General features: G+C 60.5%; 23 protein-coding genes. 11 read left to right on the top strand and 12 right to left on the bottom strand.

The annotated features are described in order from the left end of the window. Positions 1-98 precede the first annotated feature (98 nt). The 4 genes from F8N66_RS20660 to F8N66_RS20645 form a co-directional block, all read right to left on the bottom strand. On the bottom strand, positions 99-371 hold the full coding sequence (locus F8N66_RS20660) for an oxidative damage protection protein (RefSeq protein WP_095192313.1): 273 nt from the start codon (positions 369-371) through the stop codon (positions 99-101). Beyond that, positions 368-1,435 carry an A/G-specific adenine glycosylase gene (gene mutY / locus F8N66_RS20655; protein ID WP_150771947.1) on the bottom strand — a complete coding sequence of 356 codons (1,068 nt, stop codon included), beginning with the start codon at positions 1,433-1,435 and terminating at the stop codon, positions 368-370. The genes F8N66_RS20660 and mutY overlap by 4 nt, the downstream gene beginning before the upstream one ends. After that, positions 1,432-3,657, bottom strand: coding sequence for an AsmA family protein (locus F8N66_RS20650; protein ID WP_150771946.1), 2,226 nt, complete (start codon positions 3,655-3,657; stop codon positions 1,432-1,434). The genes mutY and F8N66_RS20650 overlap by 4 nt, the downstream gene beginning before the upstream one ends. A 78-nt stretch (positions 3,658-3,735) precedes the next feature. Beyond that, on the bottom strand, positions 3,736-4,140 hold the full coding sequence (locus F8N66_RS20645) for an acetyl-CoA sensor PanZ family protein (RefSeq protein ID WP_150771945.1): 405 nt from the start codon (positions 4,138-4,140) through the stop codon (positions 3,736-3,738). Between the two features lie 315 nt (positions 4,141-4,455). Between F8N66_RS20645 and F8N66_RS20640 the strand changes: the two genes are divergently transcribed. The 7 genes from F8N66_RS20640 to F8N66_RS20610 all read left to right on the top strand — a co-directional run bounded on the left by F8N66_RS20640 (position 4,456) and on the right by F8N66_RS20610 (position 10,269). Further along, the gene (locus tag F8N66_RS20640; RefSeq protein ID WP_150771944.1) at positions 4,456-6,117 is read left to right on the top strand and encodes an OFA family MFS transporter; all 1,662 of its coding nucleotides are present in this window, start codon (positions 4,456-4,458) and stop codon (positions 6,115-6,117) included. A gap of 265 nt (positions 6,118-6,382) precedes the next feature. Beyond that, positions 6,383-6,976 carry an imidazoleglycerol-phosphate dehydratase HisB gene (gene hisB, locus F8N66_RS20635; RefSeq protein ID WP_024778052.1) on the top strand — a complete coding sequence of 198 codons (594 nt, stop codon included), beginning with the start codon at positions 6,383-6,385 and terminating at the stop codon, positions 6,974-6,976. Next, positions 6,976-7,614, top strand: coding sequence for an imidazole glycerol phosphate synthase subunit HisH (hisH, locus tag F8N66_RS20630; RefSeq protein ID WP_150771943.1), 639 nt, complete (start codon positions 6,976-6,978; stop codon positions 7,612-7,614). The genes hisB and hisH overlap by 1 nt, the downstream gene beginning before the upstream one ends. Next, positions 7,615-7,872, top strand: coding sequence for a DUF2164 domain-containing protein (locus tag F8N66_RS20625; protein WP_150771942.1), 258 nt, complete (start codon positions 7,615-7,617; stop codon positions 7,870-7,872). A 42-nt stretch (positions 7,873-7,914) separates the two neighbouring features. After that, positions 7,915-8,652, top strand: a complete 738-nt coding sequence (hisA, locus tag F8N66_RS20620; RefSeq protein ID WP_017336056.1) for a 1-(5-phosphoribosyl)-5-[(5-phosphoribosylamino)methylideneamino]imidazole-4-carboxamide isomerase — start codon at positions 7,915-7,917, stop codon at positions 8,650-8,652. A 9-nt stretch (positions 8,653-8,661) separates the two neighbouring features. Continuing rightward, a complete protein-coding gene (hisF, locus tag F8N66_RS20615) occupies positions 8,662-9,432 on the top strand; it encodes an imidazole glycerol phosphate synthase subunit HisF (protein WP_150771941.1) in 771 nt (256 codons plus the stop codon). Positions 9,433-9,510: 78 nt separating this feature from the next. After that, positions 9,511-10,269 (top strand): substrate-binding periplasmic protein, encoded by a 759-nt coding sequence (locus F8N66_RS20610; protein ID WP_150771940.1) that lies wholly within the window; start codon positions 9,511-9,513, stop codon positions 10,267-10,269. Here F8N66_RS20610 and F8N66_RS20605 read toward each other — a convergent pair. The 5 genes from F8N66_RS20605 to gpmI form a co-directional block, all read right to left on the bottom strand. After that, positions 10,250-11,557 (bottom strand): Vps62-related protein, encoded by a 1,308-nt coding sequence (locus tag F8N66_RS20605; RefSeq protein ID WP_150771939.1) that lies wholly within the window; start codon positions 11,555-11,557, stop codon positions 10,250-10,252. The genes F8N66_RS20610 and F8N66_RS20605 overlap by 20 nt on opposite strands. Before the next feature lie 113 nt (positions 11,558-11,670). Continuing rightward, the gene (locus tag F8N66_RS20600) at positions 11,671-12,447 is read right to left on the bottom strand and encodes a divergent polysaccharide deacetylase family protein (protein WP_150771938.1); all 777 of its coding nucleotides are present in this window, start codon (positions 12,445-12,447) and stop codon (positions 11,671-11,673) included. A 2-nt stretch (positions 12,448-12,449) separates the two neighbouring features. Next, on the bottom strand, positions 12,450-13,769 hold the full coding sequence (locus F8N66_RS20595) for a S41 family peptidase (RefSeq protein ID WP_150771937.1): 1,320 nt from the start codon (positions 13,767-13,769) through the stop codon (positions 12,450-12,452). A 31-nt stretch (positions 13,770-13,800) separates the two neighbouring features. After that, positions 13,801-15,096 carry a murein hydrolase activator EnvC family protein gene (locus F8N66_RS20590; protein WP_150771936.1) on the bottom strand — a complete coding sequence of 432 codons (1,296 nt, stop codon included), beginning with the start codon at positions 15,094-15,096 and terminating at the stop codon, positions 13,801-13,803. Positions 15,097-15,328: 232 nt separating this feature from the next. After that, on the bottom strand, positions 15,329-16,858 hold the full coding sequence (gene gpmI, locus F8N66_RS20580) for a 2,3-bisphosphoglycerate-independent phosphoglycerate mutase (RefSeq protein WP_150771935.1): 1,530 nt from the start codon (positions 16,856-16,858) through the stop codon (positions 15,329-15,331). Positions 16,859-17,009: 151 nt separating this feature from the next. Between gpmI and F8N66_RS20575 the strand changes: the two genes are divergently transcribed. Genes F8N66_RS20575 through secB form a run of 3 tightly spaced genes read left to right on the top strand, consistent with a single transcriptional unit; the run spans position 17,010 to position 18,214 of the window. Beyond that, positions 17,010-17,423, top strand: coding sequence for a rhodanese-like domain-containing protein (locus F8N66_RS20575; RefSeq protein ID WP_008058536.1), 414 nt, complete (start codon positions 17,010-17,012; stop codon positions 17,421-17,423). Between the two features lies 1 nt (position 17,424). Continuing rightward, entirely contained in the window at positions 17,425-17,679 is a 255-nt protein-coding gene (grxC, locus tag F8N66_RS20570; RefSeq protein WP_007939440.1) for a glutaredoxin 3, read from the top strand. Positions 17,680-17,722: 43 nt separating this feature from the next. Beyond that, positions 17,723-18,214, top strand: coding sequence for a protein-export chaperone SecB (gene secB, locus F8N66_RS20565; RefSeq protein ID WP_150771934.1), 492 nt, complete (start codon positions 17,723-17,725; stop codon positions 18,212-18,214). 131 nt (positions 18,215-18,345) lie between these two features. Here secB and F8N66_RS20560 read toward each other — a convergent pair whose 3' ends face one another. After that, positions 18,346-18,801 (bottom strand): tRNA (cytidine(34)-2'-O)-methyltransferase, encoded by a 456-nt coding sequence (locus F8N66_RS20560; protein WP_150771933.1) that lies wholly within the window; start codon positions 18,799-18,801, stop codon positions 18,346-18,348. On the opposite strand from F8N66_RS20560, the gene F8N66_RS20555 reads away from it, so the two are divergent. Then, the gene (locus tag F8N66_RS20555; RefSeq protein ID WP_150771932.1) at positions 18,800-19,240 is read left to right on the top strand and encodes a hypothetical protein; all 441 of its coding nucleotides are present in this window, start codon (positions 18,800-18,802) and stop codon (positions 19,238-19,240) included. The two genes, F8N66_RS20560 and F8N66_RS20555, sit on opposite strands and share 2 nt — an antisense overlap. Positions 19,241-19,763: 523 nt before the next feature. Here F8N66_RS20555 and ntrC read toward each other — a convergent pair. Both ntrC and glnL read right to left on the bottom strand, forming a co-directional pair. Next, positions 19,764-21,200: a nitrogen regulation protein NR(I) gene (gene ntrC, locus F8N66_RS20550; protein ID WP_150771931.1), complete on the bottom strand. Its 1,437-nt coding sequence runs from the start codon at positions 21,198-21,200 to the stop codon at positions 19,764-19,766. Further along, positions 21,197-22,282 (bottom strand): nitrogen regulation protein NR(II), encoded by a 1,086-nt coding sequence (gene glnL / locus F8N66_RS20545; RefSeq protein WP_150771930.1) that lies wholly within the window; start codon positions 22,280-22,282, stop codon positions 21,197-21,199. Before glnL ends, ntrC begins: the two co-directional genes overlap by 4 nt. Between the last annotated feature and the right edge of the window lie 155 nt (positions 22,283-22,437).

Here is a 22,437-nt window from a genome sequence, read left to right as displayed (position 1 = left end):
GGCGCATTAAACGGGTTTTTCAGGGGGTCGTCAAGCAAGTTTTCAAAAAATATTTAATTATTACCGTCGCTTACGATCCAACCCCCGATTTCACGGGGTTACTCGGCAGGCGGCACGTAGCCTTCGGCCTTGGCGTAATCCTCGCCGGAGAAGAACTTGTCCATCTCGCCCTGAAGATATTTGCGATCTTCGGCGTTCATCATGTTCAAGCGTTTTTCGTTGATCAGCAGGGTCTGGTGCTTTTGCCAGTCGGCCCAGGCCTTGGCCGAGACGTGGTCAAAAATGTCCTGGCCTTTGGCGCCAGGGAAAGGCGCACGCTCCAGGGCGGGCAATTCTTCTTTGTACTTGCGGCACATGATGGTGCGGGTCATGACGACTCTCCTGCGTTCAATACGACGGCCGCGCGTTCGAGCAAGGTCTTGACCGGGGCGGCGAGGCCCAGGCGCGGCGGGGTGGCGAGGTTATACCAGAGCCAGTCGGCCTCGGCCACGTGATGGCCGGCCTCCTGGACCTGAACCAGCCAGGGTTCGATGGATAACTGAAAATGGCTGAAGGTGTGCACCAGGCTCGGCAGCGCCTGCCGGGGGCCGAGTTCCAGCGAGTGTTGCGAAGCCAGGTGTTGCAGGTCGTCGAGGTCGTCGAGTTCCGGCAGGCTCCACAGGCCGCCCCATAGTCCCGTGGAAGGGCGACGATAAAGCAGGATCGCGCCTTCACCGTTGGTGAGCATTGGCATCAGTGTGCGCTTCTGCGGGATGGCCTTGCGCGGCTTGGGGATCGGGTAACGGGTTTCCAGGCCGAGCATGTGCGCCTCGCAGCCTTTTTCCAGCGGGCAGAGCAGGCAGCTCGGTTTGCTGCGGGTGCAGAGCGTCGCGCCCAGATCCATCATGGCCTGGGTGTAGGCGTTGACCCGATCATGCGGCGTAAAGCGCTCAGCATTCGCCCAGAGCTGTTTGGCGACCTTCGGCTCGCCGGGGTAGCCCTCTTGTGCAGTAAAGCGCGCCAGCACCCGTTTAACGTTGCCGTCGAGGATCGGTGCACGCAGGCCCATGCTGATGCTGGCAATGGCGCCGGCGGTGGACAGGCCGATGCCTGGCAGGTCAGTGAGTTTTTCCACGTCCCGGGGGAATTCGCCGCCGTACTGCTCGACGACGATCTTCGCGGTCTTCTGCAGATTGCGCGCGCGGGTGTAATAACCCAGCCCTGTCCACAAATGCAGGACTTCATCCTCCGGCGCAGCGGCCAGGGCTTCGACTGTTGGCAGCGAAGCCATGAAGCGGTCGAAGTAGTTCAGCACCGTGCTGACCTGGGTTTGCTGCAGCATGATTTCCGAGACCCACACCCGATAGGGGTTGATGCCCTGCTGCCAGGGCAAATCGTGACGGCCGTGGCGGTCGAACCAGTCCAGCACCGCCGTTGAAAACTGCTCGGCTTTCATCGCTTGAACAGCCCCTTGAGTGCGTCCTTGAGTTCTGGACTCACCTTGTCACCCAGTTTTTCGTCGATTTTCTCGCTGATCCGCTCGCCAGCCAGTTTGCTTGCGACCTGACCCATGCGCTCGTTGTCCAGTCGGCAGGCCTTGGCGCCCAATTCCAGCGGGCCACGGCAACGCAGCGGCCATTCGATGCCGACGAATTTCTCGCCAACCTGGCAAGCCGGGTCCGGCATGTCGCTCTTGTCGCCTTCGACGATGATGCCTACGCGGTAATCCATGCCCAGGACGCGCAAATCGACATCGCCGTCGCCGTTGACGGTCATGCCAGGGATACGCACTTTCAAGTCCGGGTTGCTGGCGACACCGTTACGGAAATTCAGGTTGCCCTTGAGTTCCTGGAAGGGCGTGTCCTTGCCCCGAGGCTCGCCACTGAGGGCTTTTCGGTTGAGCGTGGCGATGCCTTTGCACAGCTGTTGTTCGAGGTTGGCATTGAGCAGCACGCCATTGTTGATGACGAAACCGGCATTGCCGTTGAGGGTCTCGATCAGCGCTTTTTGACTGTTGCCGCTACCGGTCAGGGTGCTGTTGAGGGTGACCAGGCCTTTTACCGGTGGGTTCTTGCCCTGGCTTTCGAGGATTTTTTCCACCGGCACGCGGCTGATCTGTGTCTGCATACTCAGCACTGGTGCCTGCTGGCGCACATCCAGGGTGCCTTTGGCTTCGAAGTTGCCTTCGTACAGGTCGCCGCTCAGGTTCGCCAACGTCAGCAATCCGCCCTGGCCGTTGGCCTTGAGCGTGGCGTTATGGATCGGCAGTTTTTCCAGGGTCAACTGGCCGAAGGTCAGGTCAGCGTCCACATCCAGTTTGCTCAGGCGCTCCACCGGCAACAAACGCTCATTGCTCCACGCCTCCTTGGTCGGTGCTGGCGGCAGTGGTGTGCTGCCGGCACCTGCCATGGCGTCGGCTTCGGTGCTGGCGACTTCGGCCTGACGCACTTGTTTCGCGCTGTTGGCCTCGGCCGATTTCGGCGCCAAGTAACGGTCGACGTTGAAGGTGTCGGCCTTGAGGGTGGCGCGCAGGGATTGTTTGGCGAAGTCTTCGACGGCGATGCGGCCAGTGAAAGTGCTGTCGTCGACTTTCAGGTTGATGTCATCCAGCGTGAGGCTGGTGGGCGTGCCTGACAGGCGGCTGGCCAGTTCGACCTTGCTCAGGCTGCCTTCGGCCATTGCCGGGAGTTTTTGGCCGATGCTGTCGACGAATTTCGCCAGATCGAACTGGGCGATCGACAGGCCGCCGCTGACCTGCGGGGTCTTGTCGAGGTCATTGACCTTCAGCTCACCCAGTGCGCGCAGCTGGTTGGCGGAGATTTTGATGCCGGTCCATTCAGCCACGTTGGCGGCCTTGTCCAGCAACAGCTGGCCCTGGGCGGCGAAGGTCATGGTCTTGCCTTGCAGCGGATCGCCGGCGACTTCACCGGAGAGTTTCATGTCTTCAAGCTTGTAGCGCTGCAAGGCGCGTTCGAAGCGCAGTTCGCCATTGAGCTCGGTGCGGACCCGCAGCACCGGCTGGTTGGTGCCCAGGAACGCGGTGAGCTTGACCGGGATGTTGGTGGAGTCATGCACCGGACCTGTACTCAGTTGAATGCTTTCCGCGCTGAACTGCCTGCCGGTTTTCTCGTCGCTGTATTCGACCCGGGCGTTGTTGACGGTCAGGCTGTCGATGTCCAGGCGAATGGGCTGGGCTGGTTTTTCGACTTTAGCGGTGGTCTGCGGCTCAGGCTCGCCGGCCGCGGGAGCTGTGCCAGGGGCGTTCGCAGTGGCCGGCACCTTGCCGATGTCTTCCCAGTTGCCATGGCCATCCTTGTCGCGGTTCAGGCGCAGGTTCAGGCCTTCGACACGTACGTCGCTCATCTGTACTTCACGACGCAGCAGAGGCAGCACGCGGACCGACAGGCCGAGCATCTGCAAATCAGCGAACGGTTCGGCCGGCTTGGCCAGGGTCGCCACGCCGGCGTCGTGCAACTCCAGGCCCAGCCACGGGAACAGGCTCCAGCCGATATCGCCATTGAGCGTCAGCTCGATGTGGGCCTTGTCGCGGGCAATCTGGCGGATCTCGTCTTTGTAGTCGTTGGGATCGAAGAGGTGGGTCAGGGCAAAGCCCAGCGCCACAATGATCAGCAACAACCCGAGAAGTACCAGACCCAGGATTTTGCCGAACGCTTTCATGGGCGAGTCCTTGTAGTTAGTCGAATTCGAAATTTAGCCGAGGAGTATAGCGCTGCAAAACGGACGATCGGTCAGCGATCACTCGGACAGGGCATCCAGCGGCACGTTCAACTTCGCCGCCAATGCCTGGGCTTCCAGGTGACCGACGGGCGCCAGCAGGTGCAGGGTGGCACCCGCTTGCGCGGCCATGGTCTGCGCTTCACGGACCAGTCGCTCCGCGACTCCGCGGCGGCGGGTAATTTTTCGTACGCATAATTGAGACAGATGCCACACGTCTGGCTGTCGTTGCAGGCGTGCCGCGCCTAGCAGTCGATCATTGAAGCGCCCGGCGATCAACGAACCGTCCAGTAGACAGGCCTCGATCAGCTGCGCATCCCCAGTGAACGGCACAAACAGCCACGGTGGCGCGTCCCGGTAGATTTTTTGCAGATCTTGCTGATCCTGGCAGGTGGCTTCGTTCAGCGACTCGACAACGATGGGCATGGAGAATCCTGTGAGGTTGTGTGGGGCTGCCGAAGACGGCGATTCTTCGACTTTTCCAGATGTATCAGAAGATCAAATGTTCGCAGCTTTCGGCAGCGCCTACGGCACGAGAGATCAGATAACGTACAAAACGTGATATCAGTTTGGTTTTTCTGTCACGTGCAAGTGGTAACCTTCGCCCGTTCGTCGGTCCTTCTGCGACCGGATGTCGCACCAAAATGGAGCTTCACCCTCAAAAAGACAGTCATGCCTGCGTGCATCAAGGCTGAGGTGAAGAGTGCCTGGCGAACCATACTAATAATTGGGGGATACACAATGACCACGAGTATCACGGCGGACGGCTATGCCGGCCAGCCCGCGTTCCTGTCCAAGGAACGCATCATCGCCAAGCCCGGTTTCAACCGCTGGCTGGTGCCACCGGCCGCCCTGGCCATCCACCTCTGCATCGGCATGGCCTACGGCTTCTCGGTGTTCTGGCTGCCACTGTCCAAGGCCTTGGGTATTTCGAAGGCGGTAGCCTGCGCGCCGGACATGAGCTTCATCGCTCAGGTCTTTTCGTCCCAATGCGACTGGCCGATCTCGATGCTCGGCTGGATCTACACCCTGTTCTTCATTTTCCTGGGTTGCTCGGCAGCCATCTGGGGCGGCTGGCTGGAACATGCCGGGCCGCGCAAGGCCGGCGTTGTGTCGGCACTGTGCTGGTGTGGCGGCTTGCTGATTTCGGCGCTGGGTATCTACACGCACCAGATCTGGCTGATGTGGATTGGTTCCGGCGTCATCGGTGGTATCGGCCTGGGCCTGGGCTACATCTCACCGGTGTCGACCCTGATCAAGTGGTTCCCGGACAAGCGCGGCATGGCGACCGGCATGGCGATCATGGGCTTTGGCGGTGGCGCGATGGTCGGCGCCCCCCTGGCGACAGCCTTGATGAGCCACTTCGGTTCGGCAGACGGCGTGGGCGTATGGCAGAGCTTCGTGGCGATGGCTGCGATCTACTTCGTGTTCATGATCGGTGGCGCACTGTCCTATCGCGTGCCGCCAACCGGCTGGAAGCCTGAAGGCTGGACCGCCCCGGCGAAAAAAGCCTCGAACGCGATGATCACCAACCGTCACGTCCACGTGAACGTGGCCTGGAAAACACCACAATTTCGCCTGGTGTGGCTGGTGCTGTGCCTGAACGTATCGGCCGGTATCGGCATCCTCGGCATGGCCTCGCCACTGTTGCAGGAAGTGTTCGGCGGCAAGCTGCTGGGCAATGACCTGGCGTTCGGTCAGCTGGATGCGGGGCAACTGGCCTCGATCGCCGCAATTGCCGCCGGTTTCACCGGTTTGCTGAGCCTGTTCAACATCGGCGGCCGGTTCTTCTGGGCCTCGTTCTCGGATTACCTGGGCCGTAAAAACACCTACTTCGTGTTCTTTGCCCTGGGCTTCGCGCTGTATGCACTGATCCCGAACCTCGGTCATCTGGGCAGCGTCGCGCTGTTCGTGGCGGCGTTCTGCGTCATCCTGTCGATGTACGGCGGCGGTTTTGCCACCGTTCCGGCTTACCTGGCGGACCTGTTCGGTACGCAAATGGTTGGTGCGATCCACGGTCGCCTGCTGACGGCATGGGCGGCGGCGGGCGTGTTGGGCCCGGTGCTGGTGAACTACCTGCGTGAGTATCAGCTGAGCATCGGCGTAGAACGTGCCGCGGCTTACGACATCACGCTGTACATCCTGGCGGGCCTGCTGGTGCTGGGTTTCATCTGCAACCTGCTGGTGCGGCCGGTGGCCGACAAGTACTTCATGACCGACGCGGAACTGGCTGCCGAGCAGGCGCTGGGCCATGACAAGGGCGCTGACAGCAGCACTGTGCTGGAGTGGAAAGCCGCTGCGGGCACCAAACCATTGGCGATCGCTGCCTGGCTGGCAGTGGGCATTCCGTTGGCGTGGGGTGTCTGGGTGACGCTGCAAAAAACTGCGGTACTGTTCCACTAAGTAAACGCAGTACCCCTTGTGGGAGCGGGCTTGCTCGCGAAAGCGGTGTTTCCAGTCGACTTCAATCTTGACTGACACACCGCTTTCGCGAGCAAGCCCGCTCCCACATTTGTTTTGTGGTGTGCCCCTATGGCTTGTATGGACATGTCTATCCCCGACGGCGTGGGGTTCTATCCGTCAGTGATATCACCTCCCGTGTTTCTGTTTCCCGCCCGCGCCCCTATAATGGTTGCCTTTTTCGCCCAATGATTTTGCGGAGCTGGTGATGGCCGAACGTAAGGCGTCAGTCGAGCGCGACACTCTGGAAACCCAGATCAAAGCCTCGATCAACCTGGATGGCACCGGAAAGGCCCGATTTGATATCGGTGTACCTTTTCTTGAGCACATGCTGGACCAGATCGCCCGTCACGGGCTGATCGACCTGGATATCGTCAGCAAAGGCGACCTGCATATCGATGACCACCACACGGTGGAAGATGTCGGTATCACGCTGGGTCAGGCATTCACCCAAGCCATCGGCGACAAGAAAGGCATCCGTCGCTACGGTCACGCCTACGTGCCGCTCGATGAGGCGCTGTCGCGCGTAGTGATCGACTTCTCCGGCCGTCCAGGCCTGCAGATGCACGTTCCGTATACCCGCGCCACGGTCGGCGGCTTCGACGTTGACCTGTTCCAGGAGTTCTTCCAGGGCTTCGTCAACCACGCCAACGTTACCCTGCACATCGACAACCTGCGTGGTCACAACACCCACCACCAGATCGAAACCGTGTTCAAGGCTTTCGGCCGCGCGCTGCGCATGGCGGTAGAACTCGATGACCGCATGGCCGGGCAAATGCCTTCGACCAAGGGCGTCCTGTAATGCAGACAGTCGCGGTTATCGATTACGGCATGGGCAACCTGCACTCGGTGGCCAAGGCCCTCGAGCACGTCGGTGCCGGCAAGGTGCTGATCACCAGCGATGCCAACGTGATTCGCGAAGCCGACCGGGTGGTTTTCCCCGGCGTAGGTGCGATTCGCGATTGCATGGCGGAGATCCGTCGCCTGGGTTTCGACTCGCTGGTGCGTGAAGTCAGCCAGGATCGCCCGTTCCTCGGCATCTGCGTCGGCATGCAAGCCTTGCTCGACAGCAGTGAAGAGAACGATGGCGTCGACTGCATCGGCTTGTTTCCGGGCGCGGTGAAGTTCTTCGGCAAGGACCTGCATGAAGACGGCGAACACCTGAAAGTCCCGCACATGGGCTGGAACGAAGTGAAGCAGACGGTCAATCACCCGTTGTGGCACGACATTCCGGACCTGGCGCGGTTCTACTTCGTGCACAGCTACTACATCGCGGCCGCCAACGCGCGCCAGGTGGTGGGTGGCGGTCACTACGGTGTCGATTTCGCCGCGGCGCTGGCCGATGGCTCGCGTTTCGCCGTGCAGTTCCACCCGGAGAAGAGCCATACCCATGGCCTGCAATTGCTGCAGAACTTCGCGGCGTGGGATGGTCGCTGGTAAATGGCCGTCAAGAAGAAGCCGCCGATCCTGATCCTCACTCCCGAACAGGAGAACGAGGCCAATCTCAAGATCAAACGCTTCATGGAGGATCGCTTCGAACTGGACCTGGGTTCGTTCGAAGCGGCCGAAATCCTTGAGCTGTTTACCCGCGAAATTGCTCCGCACTATTACAACAGGGCGATTTTCGATGTGCAGACGCACCTCAAAGAGAGGTTCGAAAGCATCGAAAGCGACTTGTGGGCGCTCGAGAAAAACTGATTTTCGAGCGAAGCTGAACAATCGAATTTGAAGGTTTGCCAGATGCTGATTATTCCCGCTATCGATCTTAAAGACGGTGCCTGTGTTCGTCTGCGCCAGGGCCGCATGGAAGATTCCACGGTGTTCTCCGATGACCCGGTGAGCATGGCTGCCAAGTGGGTGGAGGGCGGTTGCCGTCGTCTGCATCTGGTCGACCTGAACGGCGCCTTCGAAGGCCAGCCGGTCAATGGCGAAGTGGTCACCGCCATTGCCAAACGCTACCCGAACCTGCCGATCCAGATCGGCGGTGGTATTCGCTCGCTGGAAACCATCGAGCACTACGTGAAAGCGGGCGTGAGCTACGTGATCATCGGCACGAAGGCGGTGAAAGATCCGGCGTTCGTCGCCGAAGCCTGCCGCGCGTTTCCGGGCAAGGTGATTGTCGGCCTGGATGCCAAGGACGGTTTCGTCGCCACTGACGGCTGGGCTGAAATCAGCACCGTGCAGGTCATCGACCTGGCCAAACAGTTCGAGGCCGACGGCGTGTCCGCCATCGTTTATACCGACATCGCCAAAGACGGCATGATGCAGGGCTGCAATGTACCGTTCACTGCCGCACTGGCCGCTGCCACGCGCATTCCGGTGATCGCATCCGGTGGTATCCACAACCTGGGTGACATCAAGTCGCTGCTCGACGCCAAGGCCCCGGGCATCATCGGCGCAATCACGGGCCGGGCGATCTACGAAGGCACCCTCGATGTCGCTGAAGCGCAAGCTTTCTGCGATTCGTACAAAGGCTGAGGACTGACCATGGCGCTGGCCAAACGCATCATCCCTTGCCTGGACGTGGATAACGGCCGGGTGGTCAAGGGTGTGAAATTCGAAAACATCCGCGACGCCGGCGACCCGGTGGAAATCGCCCGTCGTTACGACGAGCAGGGTGCCGACGAGATTACCTTTCTCGACATCACCGCCAGCGTCGACGGTCGCGATACCACGCTGCATACCGTCGAGCGCATGGCCAGCCAGGTGTTCATCCCGCTGACCGTCGGTGGTGGCGTGCGCACCGTGCAGGACATTCGCAACCTGCTCAATGCCGGGGCGGACAAAGTGTCGATCAATACCGCCGCGGTGTTCAACCCTGAGTTCGTCGGTGAAGCAGCGCAGCATTTCGGCTCGCAGTGCATCGTCGTTGCCATCGACGCGAAGAAGGTTTCGGGTCTCGGGGAAACGCCACGCTGGGAAATCTTCACCCACGGCGGCCGCAAGCCGACCGGCCTCGACGCGGTCGAGTGGGCGAAGAAGATGGAGGGTCTCGGTGCCGGTGAAATCCTGCTGACCAGCATGGACCAGGACGGCATGAAAAACGGCTTCGACCTGGGCGTCACCCGCGCCATCAGCGATGCGCTGGGCATTCCGGTGATCGCATCCGGCGGCGTCGGCAACCTGCAGCATCTGGCCGACGGCATTCTCGAAGGCCATGCCAGTGCGGTATTGGCGGCGAGTATTTTCCACTTCGGTGAATACACCGTGCAGGAAGCCAAGGCCTACATGGCCCATCGTGGCATCGTGATGCGTTAAACAATCCAATACAGGCCAGTGGACATCATGGCGGGCTCAAGGCACTCTTGGGTACGCCATGGATTTCGGTAGCCAGACATGCTTAAACGCCTTCTTCTCGTCCTTGCCAGCGCTTCCTTGTTGTTGATCAACGGCGGGGTACACGCTAAAGACAGTCCCGATACCGACATGGTGTTGCTGACGGAAAACTTCCCGCCCTACAACATGGCGAAGAACGGCAAGAACTTCGCCCAGGACGAAAACATCAGTGGCATCGCCACGGACATCGTCCGCGAGATCTTCAAGCGCGCCGACATTACCTACAGCCTGACGCTACGTTTCCCCTGGGAGCGGATCTACAAACTCACCCTGGAAAAACCTGGCTATGGCGTGTTCGTCATGGCGCGGCTGCCAGATCGTGAAAAACTGTTCAAATGGGTGGGCCCGATCGGTCCGGACGACTGGATCATGCTGGCCAAAGCGGACAGTAAGATCACCCTCGAAACCTTGAATGACGCGCGCAAGTACAAGATCGGCGCCTACAAGGGCGATGCGATTGCCGAGACGTTGACCAAGCAAGGCTTGAACCCGGTGGTGGTGCTGCGCGATCAGGACAATGCGAAGAAACTGGTCAACGGCCAGATCGACCTGTGGGCAACAGGTGACCCGGCCGGCCGTTACCTGGCAAGGCAGGACGGCGTGACCGGGCTCAAGACAGTGTTGCGCTTCAACAGCGCCGAGCTTTATCTGGCACTGAACAAGGACGTGCCGGACGAGACCGTTGCCAAACTGCAGGCTGCATTGGATCAGCTGCGCAAGGAAGGCGTGGTGGATGACATCATGGCGCGGTATCTGTAGCTGTTGGCAATTGCTCCATCGGCTGCGGGGTGATTGCGGGGCTGTCCTCTGACGGGAATTCGCTCAGGTGCAGGCTTTCGTCGTCTGTGTAATCAATGGAGATGGCCACTTGTGTTCCATCTTCGCGCAGCAACACGTATGTGCTCTGCATCTGATAAACCACCACAGCTTTGTTTTTCGCCGCCATGGCGATGATGTCCCGGGGGGCCGTGTTCCACCAACTGTCTGAAAATTTTTCGGTGTGTGTGAAGCGTTCATTCAGATTTGCCGAGAAGTCTATCGCCGGGACATGTCTGGCAGGCTCGATTGGCCAGGCACTTGCGATTTCGATAGAGGAAATGCGGCAGAAGACTTGCGTTCTTATTGTGTCTTGAGCCCGATTGGCTGCCCATTTGATAGGCCGGGCCTTGTCGCTTGTGTTGCGACCATGCCCGACGAGCACCCATTGGTCTGTTCTTTCCAGGCGGTAGACTGAGGACGTCCGTAATTGGTCGATTGGGGGCATGGCGTCTTTAACGGCGAACCACGGGAGTTTGACCACTTGAGTCGTCTTGCCGGTTTCGATCGCTGAAGGAGCTTCGTATCCGGAAAGTTCCGGAGCCTCTGGTGCCGAGGCTACCTCCAGAGGGATCTGCATGCGTAATGCGTAGACAAGGGCGGTTGCGGGTTTGTCATGGCTCTGGACGCCAAAAAAGGCGCCTGGGGTGAAATAGATCTCTCCCGGTGCTGCGGTCGGCGGCTGAATTCTCCAGGCACTGAAATTCTGCGTGGCACCACTACCGGCGTCGTTCCATATCAATTCCCCAACACTCGAAGCGATGACCAGATCCGCTCGCACGCAGCGTACAGCGTTCAGCGAAGGTTTTACGGAGTCGTTGGAGCAGACCATTCCCAATGCAACGTAGCCTTCGGGAGGAATCGGGCGCCATATCGACGCGTCCGTTGTGGCGCCCGAGCCAGAATCAGTCCAGACGCGCTCAAAGTCCTCGGGCCGACTGAGTGCCTTTCCTTTGGTGTTGTCGGCGCTTGGTGAGCCGCTGTCGCGAACAACGGCCGCGACCCTGAGGCCATTGATGTTGGTATCTCCGGAAATAGCGAGATCGCCCAAGGGGAAGTAGCCTGGCAATACATCCGGGGGTGGTGCAGGCCGCCAGAAACCGGCGGCACTCGAATCCAGGGTTCTGGTGTCCAGAACCCGATTGAACTCCGTCGTGAAGTTGATCAGCAGGTTGTCATGCTGGATGACTTCCATTTGCGTGGTGGGCAATGTGTCGTTTTCGGTGGTCATAGTCTGTCCTGATAGCGAAAGGCAACTCGGGGAGTCGCGACTTGTTGGAAGTCTCACTATTGGGACGTGGCCAGGGCACCTGGCGGTAATTATGTATACGTCGTTGCTGGGTATTACCGGTAAATACCGTGTTGACCATGGGCGATCATGGCGCGATTGCCGCGCACACTGATCATCTGCCGAATATCGATCCACTCAATCCCCTGGGCCTTGAGCTTTGGCAATTCCCGCTCCAGCACCGCCAGTGTCTGTGGATACGGATGGCCGATCATGACCGCCGAACCCTGCTTGCGCGCCAGTTCGATCGCGGTCTGCAACTGGGTCTGGATCGCGGATTCGGTGCGCTCGTCATCGAGAAACACATCCCGCGAAACGCTCGCCAGATCAACCTTCTGCGCCTGTTGCGCCGCCACCGTCTGAGCACTGGTGCGGCTGTCGACGAAAAATTTATGACGCCGCTGTAGCTCACCCATCAACCACGCCATGGCGGCCGGTTGCGCAGTCATGCGGCTGCCCATGTGGTTATTGATGCCGGCGGTGTAGGGCACCACCTTGAACGCAGCGTTCAGGCGTTGCTCAAGCTCTTCGATGGGCAGTTCGGGGTGCCAGGCGAACGGGCCGGTGGCCGGGTCCATGGGCATGTGCAGGATGACGATTTTGCCGGCGCGGTGGGCCTCACGGGCAAACTCGGTGGCGTGAGGCGTGTCGGGCATGATTGCCGTGGTGACCGGGCCGGGGAGGGCCAGCACGCGGCGATCCCGGGGCAGGCTTTGCCCCAGGTCATCGATGATCAGGCTTAGATAGGCCTTGTGAGGCGTCGACCCGGCGGATTCTGCGTGAACAGTACCCGCCAGGCAGCACAACAGGACGAGGATGAAGCGCAGACCCATTCTCAACGGCCGGAGGTAATGCTCAGCCCTTTAAGCAGGCTCAGGGCCTGGGCCAGTTGGTAGTCATCATCCTGCGGCATGGCCTTGGCCTTGCCGCCGGAGCCTGTCGGTTTGTCGGCGCCGCCGTTGCCATTGCCCAGGTGACCTTGCAGATCGGCTTCCTTGAAGTAGTCGCCGTCTTGCTCGCTGGTGATCTTGGCCTTGCGCACTTCGATGTCCGGGACGATGCCCTGGGCCTGGATCGAGCGACCGTTCGGCGTGTAGTACAGCGCCGTGGTGATTTTCAGCGCACGGTCGTTGTTCAGCGGCAGCACGGTTTGCACCGAGCCTTTGCCGAAGCTGGTGGTGCCCATGACGACGGCGCGCTTCTGATCCTGCAGGGCGCCGGCGACGATTTCCGAAGCGGAGGCGCTGCCGCCGTTGATCAGCGCAACCATTGGCACGGCCTCGCTTTCGTCCTTGCCGGTGGCGGAGAAGCGCAGCTCGGAGTTGGCGATACGGCCCTTGGTGTAGACGATCAGGCCTTTGGTGATGAAGTGATCGACCACTTCCACTGCCGCTTGCAGCACACCGCCCGGGTTGTTGCGCAGGTCGAGAATGATGCCGTTGAGCTTCTTGCCGTTGTCCTTGCGCAGCTTGGCCAGGGCCTTGGAAACCTCTTCACCGGTCTTGACCTGGAACTGGGTGATGCGGATGTAGCCGTAGCCCGACTCCAGCAACTGGCTCTTCACGCTCTTCACTTGAATGATGGCGCGGGCCAGGGTCACGTCGAACGGCGTGCCGCCGTCGCGCACCAGGGTCAGGGTGATTTTCTGGCCGATCTTGCCGCGCATCTTGTCCACGGCTTCGGTCATGCTCTGGCCGCGGGTCGGCTGGCCGTTGATCTTGACGATGAAGTCGCCGGCCTGGATGCCGGCCTTGGAGGCCGGGGTGTCATCGATCGGCGACACCACCTTGATGAAGCCGTCCTCGGCGCCGACTTCGATGCCCAGGCCACCGAATTCCCCGCTGGTGCTCTCCTGCAACTCGGCGAAGTCTTCCGGCCCCAGGTAGGCGGAGTGCGGGTCAAGGTTGCTGAGCATGCCCTTGATGGCGTTTTCCAGTAGGGTCTTGTCGTCCACCGGTTCGACATACGCGGCTTTGATCCGGTCCATGACCTCGGCGAAGGTGCGCAACTCTTCCAGCGGCAACGGCGCCTTGGTGGTCGCAGCAGTGCCCGCCGGTGCGACCGCCGGGGCCGGTTGAGCGGCAAACGCCAGCGGCGCGCCGATCACCAGGGCGATCGTCAGGGCCAGCGAGGTAAGGCGGGACAAATGCAGCATGTCGAACGAACTCCTGAGTTGGATGGCGCGCTTATCCTTGCGCGCGACACCATTGTGCCGGATCACTCGGGTGACCCTGCTGACGAATCGCGAAATACAGTGCTGGCGTGTCCTGTCCGCCACTGTTACCGACAGTGGAGATGGATTCGCCGGCTTTTACCACGTCACCCGCCGACTTGAGCAGCGTCTGGTTGTGGCCGTAAAGACTCAAAAAACCGTTGCCGTGGTCGAGAATTACCAGCAACCCGGCACCGCGCAACCAGTCGGCGAACACCACGCGTCCGCCATGCACCGCATGCACTGCACTGCCGGCCGAGGCGCCGATCATGACGCCGTCCCACTTGGTCCGGGCATCGTCGCCACGGCTTTCACCGAAGCGTGCCAGCAGTCGACCGTCGACAGGCCAGGGAAGTTTTCCACGGGTTGCCGAAAAGGCTCCGCCAAAGGTCTCGCCCGAACTGGACACCAGGGCGCCAGGTGTCGATTTAACCGGTTTGCGTGGGGCGTCGTCGCTGGCTTCTGCCTGCGCCTGCGCCTCACGTAAACGCTTTTTTTCGGCTTCCTGCTGGGCAATCAGCGCTTTTTGCCGCGCTTCTTCTGCCTCACGGGCCTGGCGGGCCAGGGTTTCTTCAATGGTTTTAAGGACTTTAGACAGGTCTGCCTGATCCTGCTCGCGGGCTGCCAGTTTCTGGTCGCGGGCCTTCACGTCGTCATTGAGTTTGGCCAGAACCTGCTGGCGTTCCTGGCGGACCTTGTCGAGCTCATCGCGCTGGCTGTCGAGGCTGCTTTTCTGCACCAGCAGCTGGGCTTGCTGTTTGGCGATGTCCTGCTCGACGTTGGCCAGCTGGCGCAGGGTTTCGTTGAAATTCTTCAGCTGCTCCAGGCGGGCCTGGCTCAGGTAGTCGTAATAGGTGAGGGTGCGGGCGAATTTTTCCGGATTCTGCTGGTTGAGCAGCAGCTTCAGGTATTCCTGGCGACCGTTCTGGTAGGCCGCGCGGGCCTGGATGGCGATCAGTCGTTGCTGTTCAGTGCGCGCGCTCTGGAGTTTTTTTTTCTCCGCATCGAGTCGCTGCAGCTCGGATTCGCTTTTCTTCAGCTCTTTTTGCAGGGCATCGACCTGCTTCTCGAGCTTGCCCATCTCGGTTTCCGTGCCCTTGAGGTCTTTCTGCACGCCGGACTTCTCTTCCTGCAGCTTGCCCAGCAGTTTTTTCAGCTCGGCAATGTCCTGACGCGTGGCGTCCAACTGTTGTTGGGTTTGCGCGCGCTCGTCCGCGAAGGCCGGTTGGAGCAGGCAAGTCAGAGCAAGGGCAATCAGGACGCGAAGCATAGAGGCGGGCGACACCAGGGAAAGGGACAGCCTAGTATGCCCGCCCCACGCTGCAAAAAAAACGCCCAATTGGGACTGTGTGATAACTGGCCTTGAAAACACCGCAAAACCAATGTGGGAGCGGGCTTGCTCGCGAATGTGGTGTGTCAGTCAATGTTGATATCGACTGATACACCGTATTCGCGAGCAAGCCCGCTCCCACAGGGTTTTGCAGTGTCTGGGCGAAACGGGTTTACACCAGGATCGAGGTCCCGGTCATTTCCGCCGGTTTTTCCAGGCCCAGCAGCTTCAGCATGGTCGGCGCCACGTCCGCCAGCACACCGCCTTCGCGGACCTTGAGGTCACGCTTGCCGACATAAATGAACGGCACGGGTTCAGTGGTGTGTGCGGTGTGCGCCTGGCCGGTGGATTCATCGGACATCTGCTCGACGTTGCCGTGGTCGGCGGTGATCAAGGCTTCGCCGCCAACTTTTTCCAGCGCGTCGACGATACGGCCGACGCACTGGTCCAGGCACTCGACGGCTTTTACCGCGGCTTCGAACACGCCACTGTGGCCGACCATGTCGCCGTTGGCATAGTTGACCACGATCACGTCGTAACGCTGGTTGTCGATGGCGTCGACAATGCGGTCGGTCACTTCCGGCGCACTCATTTCCGGCTGCAAGTCATAGGTGGCGACTTTCGGCGACGGGATCAGGATGCGTTCTTCGCCCGGGAACGGCTCTTCGCGTCCGCCGGAGAAGAAGAAGGTCACGTGGGCGTACTTCTCGGTTTCGGCGATGCGCAGCTGGGTCTTGCCGTTTTTCGCCAGATAGTCGCCCAGCACGTTGTCCAGGCTGCCGGCAGCGAAGGCCGAAGGCGCGGGAATGCTGGCGGCGTATTGGGTCAGCATCACGAAGCCGGCCAGTTTTGGCTGGCGGCTGCGCTCGAACTCCTTGAAACCGTCCTCGACGAAGACACGGGTCAGCTCGCGGGCGCGGTCGGCGCGGAAGTTCATGAACACCACGGCGTCGCCGTCTTCGACTTTCACCGGTTCGCCGATGGAAGTGGCTTTGACGAATTCGTCGCTCTCGCCACGCTCGTAGGCAGCTTGCAGGCCTTCCTGGGCGGTGGCGGCGTTGAATTCGCCATGGCCATCGACAATCAGGTTGTAGGCCTGGGACACGCGGTCCCAACGGTTGTCACGGTCCATGGCGAAGTAGCGGCCGATGAGGCTGGCGATTCGGCCTTTGCCCAGCGCCTGGAACGTTGCGTCGAGCAGTTCGATCGACGATTGCGCGCTTTTCGGTGGCGTATCGCGGCCGTCGAGGAAGGCGTGCAGGTAGATTTTTTCCGCGCCGCGTTTGGCGGCCAGTTCGGCCATGGCGACCAGGTGGTCCTGGTGACTGTGTACGCCGCCATCGGACAGCAGGCCCATGAAATGCACGGCCTTGCCGGCAGCCACGGCTTTATCCACCGCAGCGCAGATGGTCGGGTTCTCGAAGAACTCGCCGTCGCGGATCGATTTGGTCACGCGAGTGAAGTCCTGGTACACCACGCGGCCGGCGCCGAGGTTCATGTGGCCGACTTCGGAGTTGCCCATCTGGCCATCAGGCAGGCCGACGTCCATGCCGCTGCCCGAGATCAGGCCGTTGGGCACGGTGGCCCACAGACGGTCCAGTACGGGCTTCTTCGCCGCGAAAATCGCGTTGGATTCGGGGCTCTCACTGTGACCGAAGCCGTCGAGAATGATCAGGACCAATGGTTTAGGCGTGGTAGTCATGGAATCCACTCTGGCTTGAGTTAAAGGGGCGATGGAAAAGGGAGTGGCAGTTTAAAGCGAAGTTCCGGCCACGTCACCGCCGGACGGGGTTTGGCCCACCATGGGGGCTGTGTATACTGGCCGACATTTTAACGCCCTGGAACCTCCTTCGATGGTTGCTAACCTGATTCAATTTGCCACCAACCACTACATTCTCGTCGGTATCTTCGTCGTACTGCTGGCCCTGCTGATTGCCTATCAGATGCAGGGTGGCGGCCGTAGCCTGAGCACCGGCGAACTGACCGGACTGGTCAACAAGGACGCCGGCGTGGTGATCGATATTCGTCCAACCAAGGATTTCGCCGCCGGTCACATCGTTGGCGCGTTGAACATTCCTCACGACAAGCTGGCCGCTCGCGTTGGCGAACTGGAAAAACACAAGGCCAAGACCATCATCCTGGTCGATGCCATGGGTCAGACCGCTGGCACCCACGCTCGCGAACTGGTGAAGGCCGGCTTCACCGCCGCCAAGCTGTCCGGTGGCGTTTCCAGCTGGAAAGCCGACAACCTGCCGCTGGTGAAGTGATATGAACAACGTCGTCGTCTATTCCAGCGATTACTGCCCTTACTGCTCGCGAGCCAAGTACCTGCTCGAGAACAAAGGCGTGGCCTTCGAAGAGATCAAGGTCGATGGCAAGCCTCAGGTGCGCGCCGCCATGGCTCAGAAAGCCGGACGTACGTCCGTGCCGCAGATCTGGATCGGCAGCACCCACGTAGGTGGTTGTGATGATTTGTTTGCCCTGGAGCGCGCCGGCAAGCTCGACGCGATGCTCAAGGCCTGAGTTCCATACCCTATAAAAGACCCAAGATCAGAAAGGATCTGAGATGACTGACCAACAGAACACTGCAGCTAGCGAAGAAGAAACCGCACCGCAATTCTCCTTGCAGCGCATCTACGTACGTGACTTGTCCTTCGAAGCCCCGAAAAGCCCGGCGATCTTCCGCCAGCAGTGGGAGCCGAGCGTCGGTCTGGATCTGAACACCCGTCAAAAGGCTCTGGAAAACGATTTCCACGAAGTCGTACTGACCCTGTCGGTCACTGTGAAGAACGGTGAGAGCGGAGAAGTGGCGTTCATCGCTGAAGTGCAACAGGCCGGGATCTTCCTGATCAAGAACCTGGACGACGCTTCGATGAGCCACACCCTGGGTGCGTTCTGCCCGAACATCCTGTTCCCGTACGCGCGTGAAACCCTGGACAGCCTGGTCACCCGTGGTTCGTTCCCGGCCCTGATGCTGGCTCCGGTTAACTTCGATGCGCTGTACGCACAAGAGCTGCAACGCATGCAGGCAGCAGGCGAGACGCCGACGGTTCAATAATCGGTCTGAGCGTCGAAGCAAGTCCAATGTGGGAGCGGGCTTGCTCGCGAAAGCGGTGGGTCAGTCAAGATTGAAGTCGACTGACCCGCCGCATTCGCGAGCAAGCCCGCTCCCACATTTGTTATGTGGAGTTACTTGAAACCGTTCTGCCGCCAGGCTTCGTAAACGGCTACAGCCACGGTGTTGGACAGGTTCAGGCTGCGGCAACCTTCACGCATCGGCAGGCGCAGGCGTTGATCGGCGGGCAGGGCATCCAGGACTTCAGCGGGCAGCCCACGGCTTTCCGGGCCGAACAGGAACGCATCGCCCGGGACGAAACTGGCGTCGTGGAACGGTCGCGAACCCTTGGTGGTGAAGGCGAACACCCGCGGGTTGCCCAGGCTTTCCAGGCAGCTGGCCAGGTCCGCGTGGCGTTGCAGGGTGGCATACTCGTGATAGTCGAGGCCGGCCCGGCGCAGGCGCTTGTCGTCCATCTCGAAGCCCAGCGGTTCGATCAAATGCAGGTGGCAGCCACTGTTGGCGCACAGCCTGATAACGTTGCCGGTATTCGGCGGAATTTCTGGTTGGAAAAGGATGACGTGAAACATGCACGGCTCCGAAGGTAAAGATGAGCGGCATTCTACGCCGCAACCCGACCCTCGTTCGAAACTATTCCCGCGAGTGATGGCATCGCTGGCAATTGTCGGGGTGATGGTGGGGATGATGATCGGTCGCCTCACGACGCCCGACCCCAGCGAGTTGCAACAGGTCGAGGTCACAAACGACGGCTTGGTGGTTTGGTTCAACAACGAACCCAAGACCCACGGCGAGATCGTCGACGGGAGTGTTGCGCTGTTGTTCGAGGCTAAAGGCAAGGCACAGAAGGGCCAATTCAAGTTCAACGGCAAGGATGTGAACTGGCGAACGCGCTTGAGTGATGGAGGTATGTTGCTGACGCTGGTGGCGGCCCGGCCCCTGCAGGGCGACTGGGCCGGCAGCGAGGTCGATGACCGCTGGCGGCTGGAGATCCATCTCCGGGAGCAATAAAAGAGGGAATCCCCGGCCTGCCTGTACCAAGGTCCCCAAAACGGGAGGGTTCGCGCATGGCGTCGTGAACCCGGTGTAAAGAGGGAATCCCCGGCCTGCCTGTACCAAGGACCCCAAAACGGGAAGGCTCGTCGCGTGTGCGGTGTGAGCCTGGTGTAAAGAGGGGAATCCCCGGCCTGCCTGTACCAAGGTCCCCGAAACTGGGTAGTGAACTGATTCACTGATGAGACTATTGCAGGGGGCGTGCCAGGTTTTAACAAGTTGATACAGAAAGTCGCGTCTAAGCGTCGAAAGCCCCGTATTACGGGGTTTTCATGTTTTTTCGATAGTCGTTCGATTGCGGACGCAGGCGGGATTTTGGATTCGTGGCTGTGCGCGATTGCGGTTCACGGTGCCTTCAGGCGGTGCACGCAAGCCCAAAAAGCGTTGCGGGCAAGCCCGCTCCCACAGCAATGGCGCAAACCCTGTGGGAGCGGGCTTGCCCGCGATGGATCTATTGAGCGATGCAGGTCAGAAAGACTGATTAACCCTCATCCCCCTCCTCTTCATCGCCACCGTCGACCTTCATCCCCAGCTCCTTGATCTTGCGTGTCAGGGTATTGCGCCCCCAACCCAGCAAGACTGCGGCATCGCGACGTCGGCCAGCGGTATGTTTGAGCGCCGTTTCAATCATGATCCGCTCAAACGCCGGCACGGCGCTGTCCAGCAGGCTCGATTGACCGCGCGCCAGCGCCTGGTCCGCCCATTGGCGCAAGGCCTGTTCCCAGTTGGTCACCGGTGCCGAATCCTGCGGCAGGCTCAGCAACTCCGGCGGCAGGTCGCCGATGTGCACTTCGCGACCGGAAGCCATTACGGTGATCCAGCGGCAGGTGTTCTCCAACTGACGCACGTTGCCCGGCCATGGCAGGTTTTTCAGGTATTCCTCAGTCTCGCTTTTCAGCAGCTTCGGCTCGACGGCCAGCTCTTGCGCGGCACGACTGAGGAAGTGCTTGGCCAGGGTCGGGATGTCTTCACGGCGGTCCGACAGGCGCGGGATGTGGATGCGGATCACGTTGAGGCGGTGGAACAAGTCCTCACGGAATTTCCCGGCATGGACCAGGGTTTCCAGATTCTGGTGGGTCGCGGCGATGATTCGCACGTCGACCTTCACCGGAACGTGCCCGCCCACCCGGTAAAACTCGCCATCGGCCAGCACCCGCAGCAGGCGGGTCTGGGTATCGGCCGGCATGTCACCGATTTCGTCGAGGAACAAGGTGCCGCCATCGGCCTGTTCAAAGCGCCCGCGACGCAGGTTGGCGGCGCCGGTGAAGGCGCCTTTCTCGTGACCGAACAGCTCGGATTCCATCAGGTCTTTCGGGATCGCCGCCATGTTCAATGCGATGAACGGCGAAGCCGCACGCGGGCTGTGGCGGTGCAGGGCATGGGCCACGAGTTCTTTACCGGTTCCCGATTCGCCGTTGATCAGCACGGTGATGTTGGAGTGGCTCAAGCGCCCGATGGCGCGAAACACTTCCTGCATCGCTGGCGCTTCGCCGATGATTTCCGGGGTGCGGGTCAGCGCGACCGGGACTTCCAGGCCTTGCTGTTCCTGGGCGTGCTGGTTGGCGCGCTTGACCAGGGAAACCGCTTCGTCGACATCGAACGGCTTGGGCAGGTATTCAAACGCGCCGCCCTGGTAGGACGCGACAGCGCTGTCCAGATCGGAATGCGCGGTCATGATGATCACAGGTAACCGTGGGTGTTGCTCGCGAATTCGCGCCAGGAGGTCCAGGCCGCTGGCGCCGGGCATGCGGATGTCGGAGATGATCACGTCCGGCTGCTGGCGCGCCAGGCGGCTCATCACGCCATCGGCGCTGTCGAAGCTTTGCGTGGTCATGCCTTCTTGCTGCAAGGCTTTTTCCAGGACCCAACGGATAGAACGGTCGTCATCGACGATCCACACGGTTTCACTACGGCTCATGTCGATGTGGCTCCTTGTTCCAGTGGCAGAAAGATCGAGAAAGTGGTGTGGCCGGGGTGGCTGTCACATTCGATCAGGCCCTGGTGCTGGCTGATGATGTTCTGGGTAATGGCCAGGCCTAGCCCGGTACCGTCCGGACGGCCGCTGACCATGGGAAAGAAGATGGTTTCCTGGAGTTCCGCAGGAATACCCGGACCGTTGTCGATGATTTCGATCTTGGTCACCAGGCGATGGCGCACATGGCCGATGGTGAACTGGCGCATGGCACGGGTGCGCAGGCTGATGCGGCCCAGGCGCAGCTCGTTCTGGCTGCTGATCGCCTGCATCGCATTGCGCACAATGTTCAGCACGGCCTGGATCATCTGTTCGCGATCGATCAATACGTCCGGAATGCTCGGGTCGTAGTCGCGCACCAATGTGATGCAGCCCTGGCTTTCGGCCTCGACCAGATGGCAGACGCGCTCCAGCACTTCGTGGATGTTGCACATGGCCAGCGACGGCAGTTTGTTGGAACCGAGCATGCGATCCACCAGGTTACGCAGGCGGTCGGCTTCTTCGATGATGACGTTGGTGTAGTCGCGCAGGCTGTCTTCCGGCAACTCGCGAGCCAGCAACTGCGCCGCGCCACGGATGCCGCCCAGCGGATTCTTGATTTCGTGGGCGAGGCCGCGCACCAGCATCTTGCTGGTTTCCTGCTTGGACAGTTGCGCTTCTTCCTTGGTGATCCGCAGCAAGCGGTCGCGGGGATGGACCTCAAGCAACAGCATCGTGTCGCCACCGCTCAGGATTGGGGTGACCGCGTAATCGACCGTCAGGGTCTGGCCAGTGAGGGCGGTGAGCATCGCTTCGCGCTTGGTGAACGGATGCGCCTGCTGGACCGCCTGGCGCAAGGAATTCAGCGCTTCGGTGGATTCGGTGAACAACTCGCTGATGAACTGGCCATGGCTGCGCTGGCCGCTGATGGCCAGCAGCATCTCCGCCGCCGGGTTCATGTACTCAAGGCGCAGTTCGGCGTCGAGCAGGATGGTCGCGGTGGTGAGGTTGTCGAGTAGCAAGCGGTGTAGTGCGTCACTGATGGTCATTCGGGACCTCTTTTGGCGCATGAATAAAGAGCTGATGCGAGGAAACTGCAAAAACCAAACCAAGGCTCCGAAAAGAAGCGCTTAACGCCTGAAACGGGCGTTTGACGCTCGATTGCGTGGCGCTCTGCCTGCTCCGGCGGGTACTTTCGAACCAA

The organism is Pseudomonas fluorescens (assembly GCF_902498195.1).
GTDB lineage: Bacteria > Pseudomonadota > Gammaproteobacteria > Pseudomonadales > Pseudomonadaceae > Aquipseudomonas > Aquipseudomonas fluorescens_BU.
Note: the sequence above shows the minus strand (reverse complement) of the source record. Positions and strands in the feature narration are given on the sequence as shown.

Coding starts and splice junctions, on each gene's coding strand:
- F8N66_RS20625 (WP_150771942.1), top strand. CDS start 7,615: ATGGCCGTCAAGAAGAAGCCGCCGATCCTGATCCTCACTCCCGAACAG.
- F8N66_RS20600 (WP_150771938.1), bottom strand. CDS start 12,447: ATGGGTCTGCGCTTCATCCTCGTCCTGTTGTGCTGCCTGGCGGGTACT.
- F8N66_RS20560 (WP_150771933.1), bottom strand. CDS start 18,801: ATGTTTCACGTCATCCTTTTCCAACCAGAAATTCCGCCGAATACCGGC.
- F8N66_RS20645 (WP_150771945.1), bottom strand. CDS start 4,140: ATGCCCATCGTTGTCGAGTCGCTGAACGAAGCCACCTGCCAGGATCAG.
- F8N66_RS20590 (WP_150771936.1), bottom strand. CDS start 15,096: ATGCTTCGCGTCCTGATTGCCCTTGCTCTGACTTGCCTGCTCCAACCG.
- hisA (WP_017336056.1), top strand. CDS start 7,915: ATGCTGATTATTCCCGCTATCGATCTTAAAGACGGTGCCTGTGTTCGT.
- F8N66_RS20640 (WP_150771944.1), top strand. CDS start 4,456: ATGACCACGAGTATCACGGCGGACGGCTATGCCGGCCAGCCCGCGTTC.
- hisH (WP_150771943.1), top strand. CDS start 6,976: ATGCAGACAGTCGCGGTTATCGATTACGGCATGGGCAACCTGCACTCG.
- hisF (WP_150771941.1), top strand. CDS start 8,662: ATGGCGCTGGCCAAACGCATCATCCCTTGCCTGGACGTGGATAACGGC.
- F8N66_RS20610 (WP_150771940.1), top strand. CDS start 9,511: ATGCTTAAACGCCTTCTTCTCGTCCTTGCCAGCGCTTCCTTGTTGTTG.
- gpmI (WP_150771935.1), bottom strand. CDS start 16,858: ATGACTACCACGCCTAAACCATTGGTCCTGATCATTCTCGACGGCTTC.
- secB (WP_150771934.1), top strand. CDS start 17,723: ATGACTGACCAACAGAACACTGCAGCTAGCGAAGAAGAAACCGCACCG.
- F8N66_RS20605 (WP_150771939.1), bottom strand. CDS start 11,557: ATGACCACCGAAAACGACACATTGCCCACCACGCAAATGGAAGTCATC.
- F8N66_RS20555 (WP_150771932.1), top strand. CDS start 18,800: ATGCACGGCTCCGAAGGTAAAGATGAGCGGCATTCTACGCCGCAACCC.
- glnL (WP_150771930.1), bottom strand. CDS start 22,282: ATGACCATCAGTGACGCACTACACCGCTTGCTACTCGACAACCTCACC.
- grxC (WP_007939440.1), top strand. CDS start 17,425: ATGAACAACGTCGTCGTCTATTCCAGCGATTACTGCCCTTACTGCTCG.
- F8N66_RS20650 (WP_150771946.1), bottom strand. CDS start 3,657: ATGAAAGCGTTCGGCAAAATCCTGGGTCTGGTACTTCTCGGGTTGTTG.
- ntrC (WP_150771931.1), bottom strand. CDS start 21,200: ATGAGCCGTAGTGAAACCGTGTGGATCGTCGATGACGACCGTTCTATC.
- hisB (WP_024778052.1), top strand. CDS start 6,383: ATGGCCGAACGTAAGGCGTCAGTCGAGCGCGACACTCTGGAAACCCAG.
- F8N66_RS20660 (WP_095192313.1), bottom strand. CDS start 371: ATGACCCGCACCATCATGTGCCGCAAGTACAAAGAAGAATTGCCCGCC.
- F8N66_RS20575 (WP_008058536.1), top strand. CDS start 17,010: ATGGTTGCTAACCTGATTCAATTTGCCACCAACCACTACATTCTCGTC.
- F8N66_RS20595 (WP_150771937.1), bottom strand. CDS start 13,769: ATGCTGCATTTGTCCCGCCTTACCTCGCTGGCCCTGACGATCGCCCTG.
- mutY (WP_150771947.1), bottom strand. CDS start 1,435: ATGAAAGCCGAGCAGTTTTCAACGGCGGTGCTGGACTGGTTCGACCGC.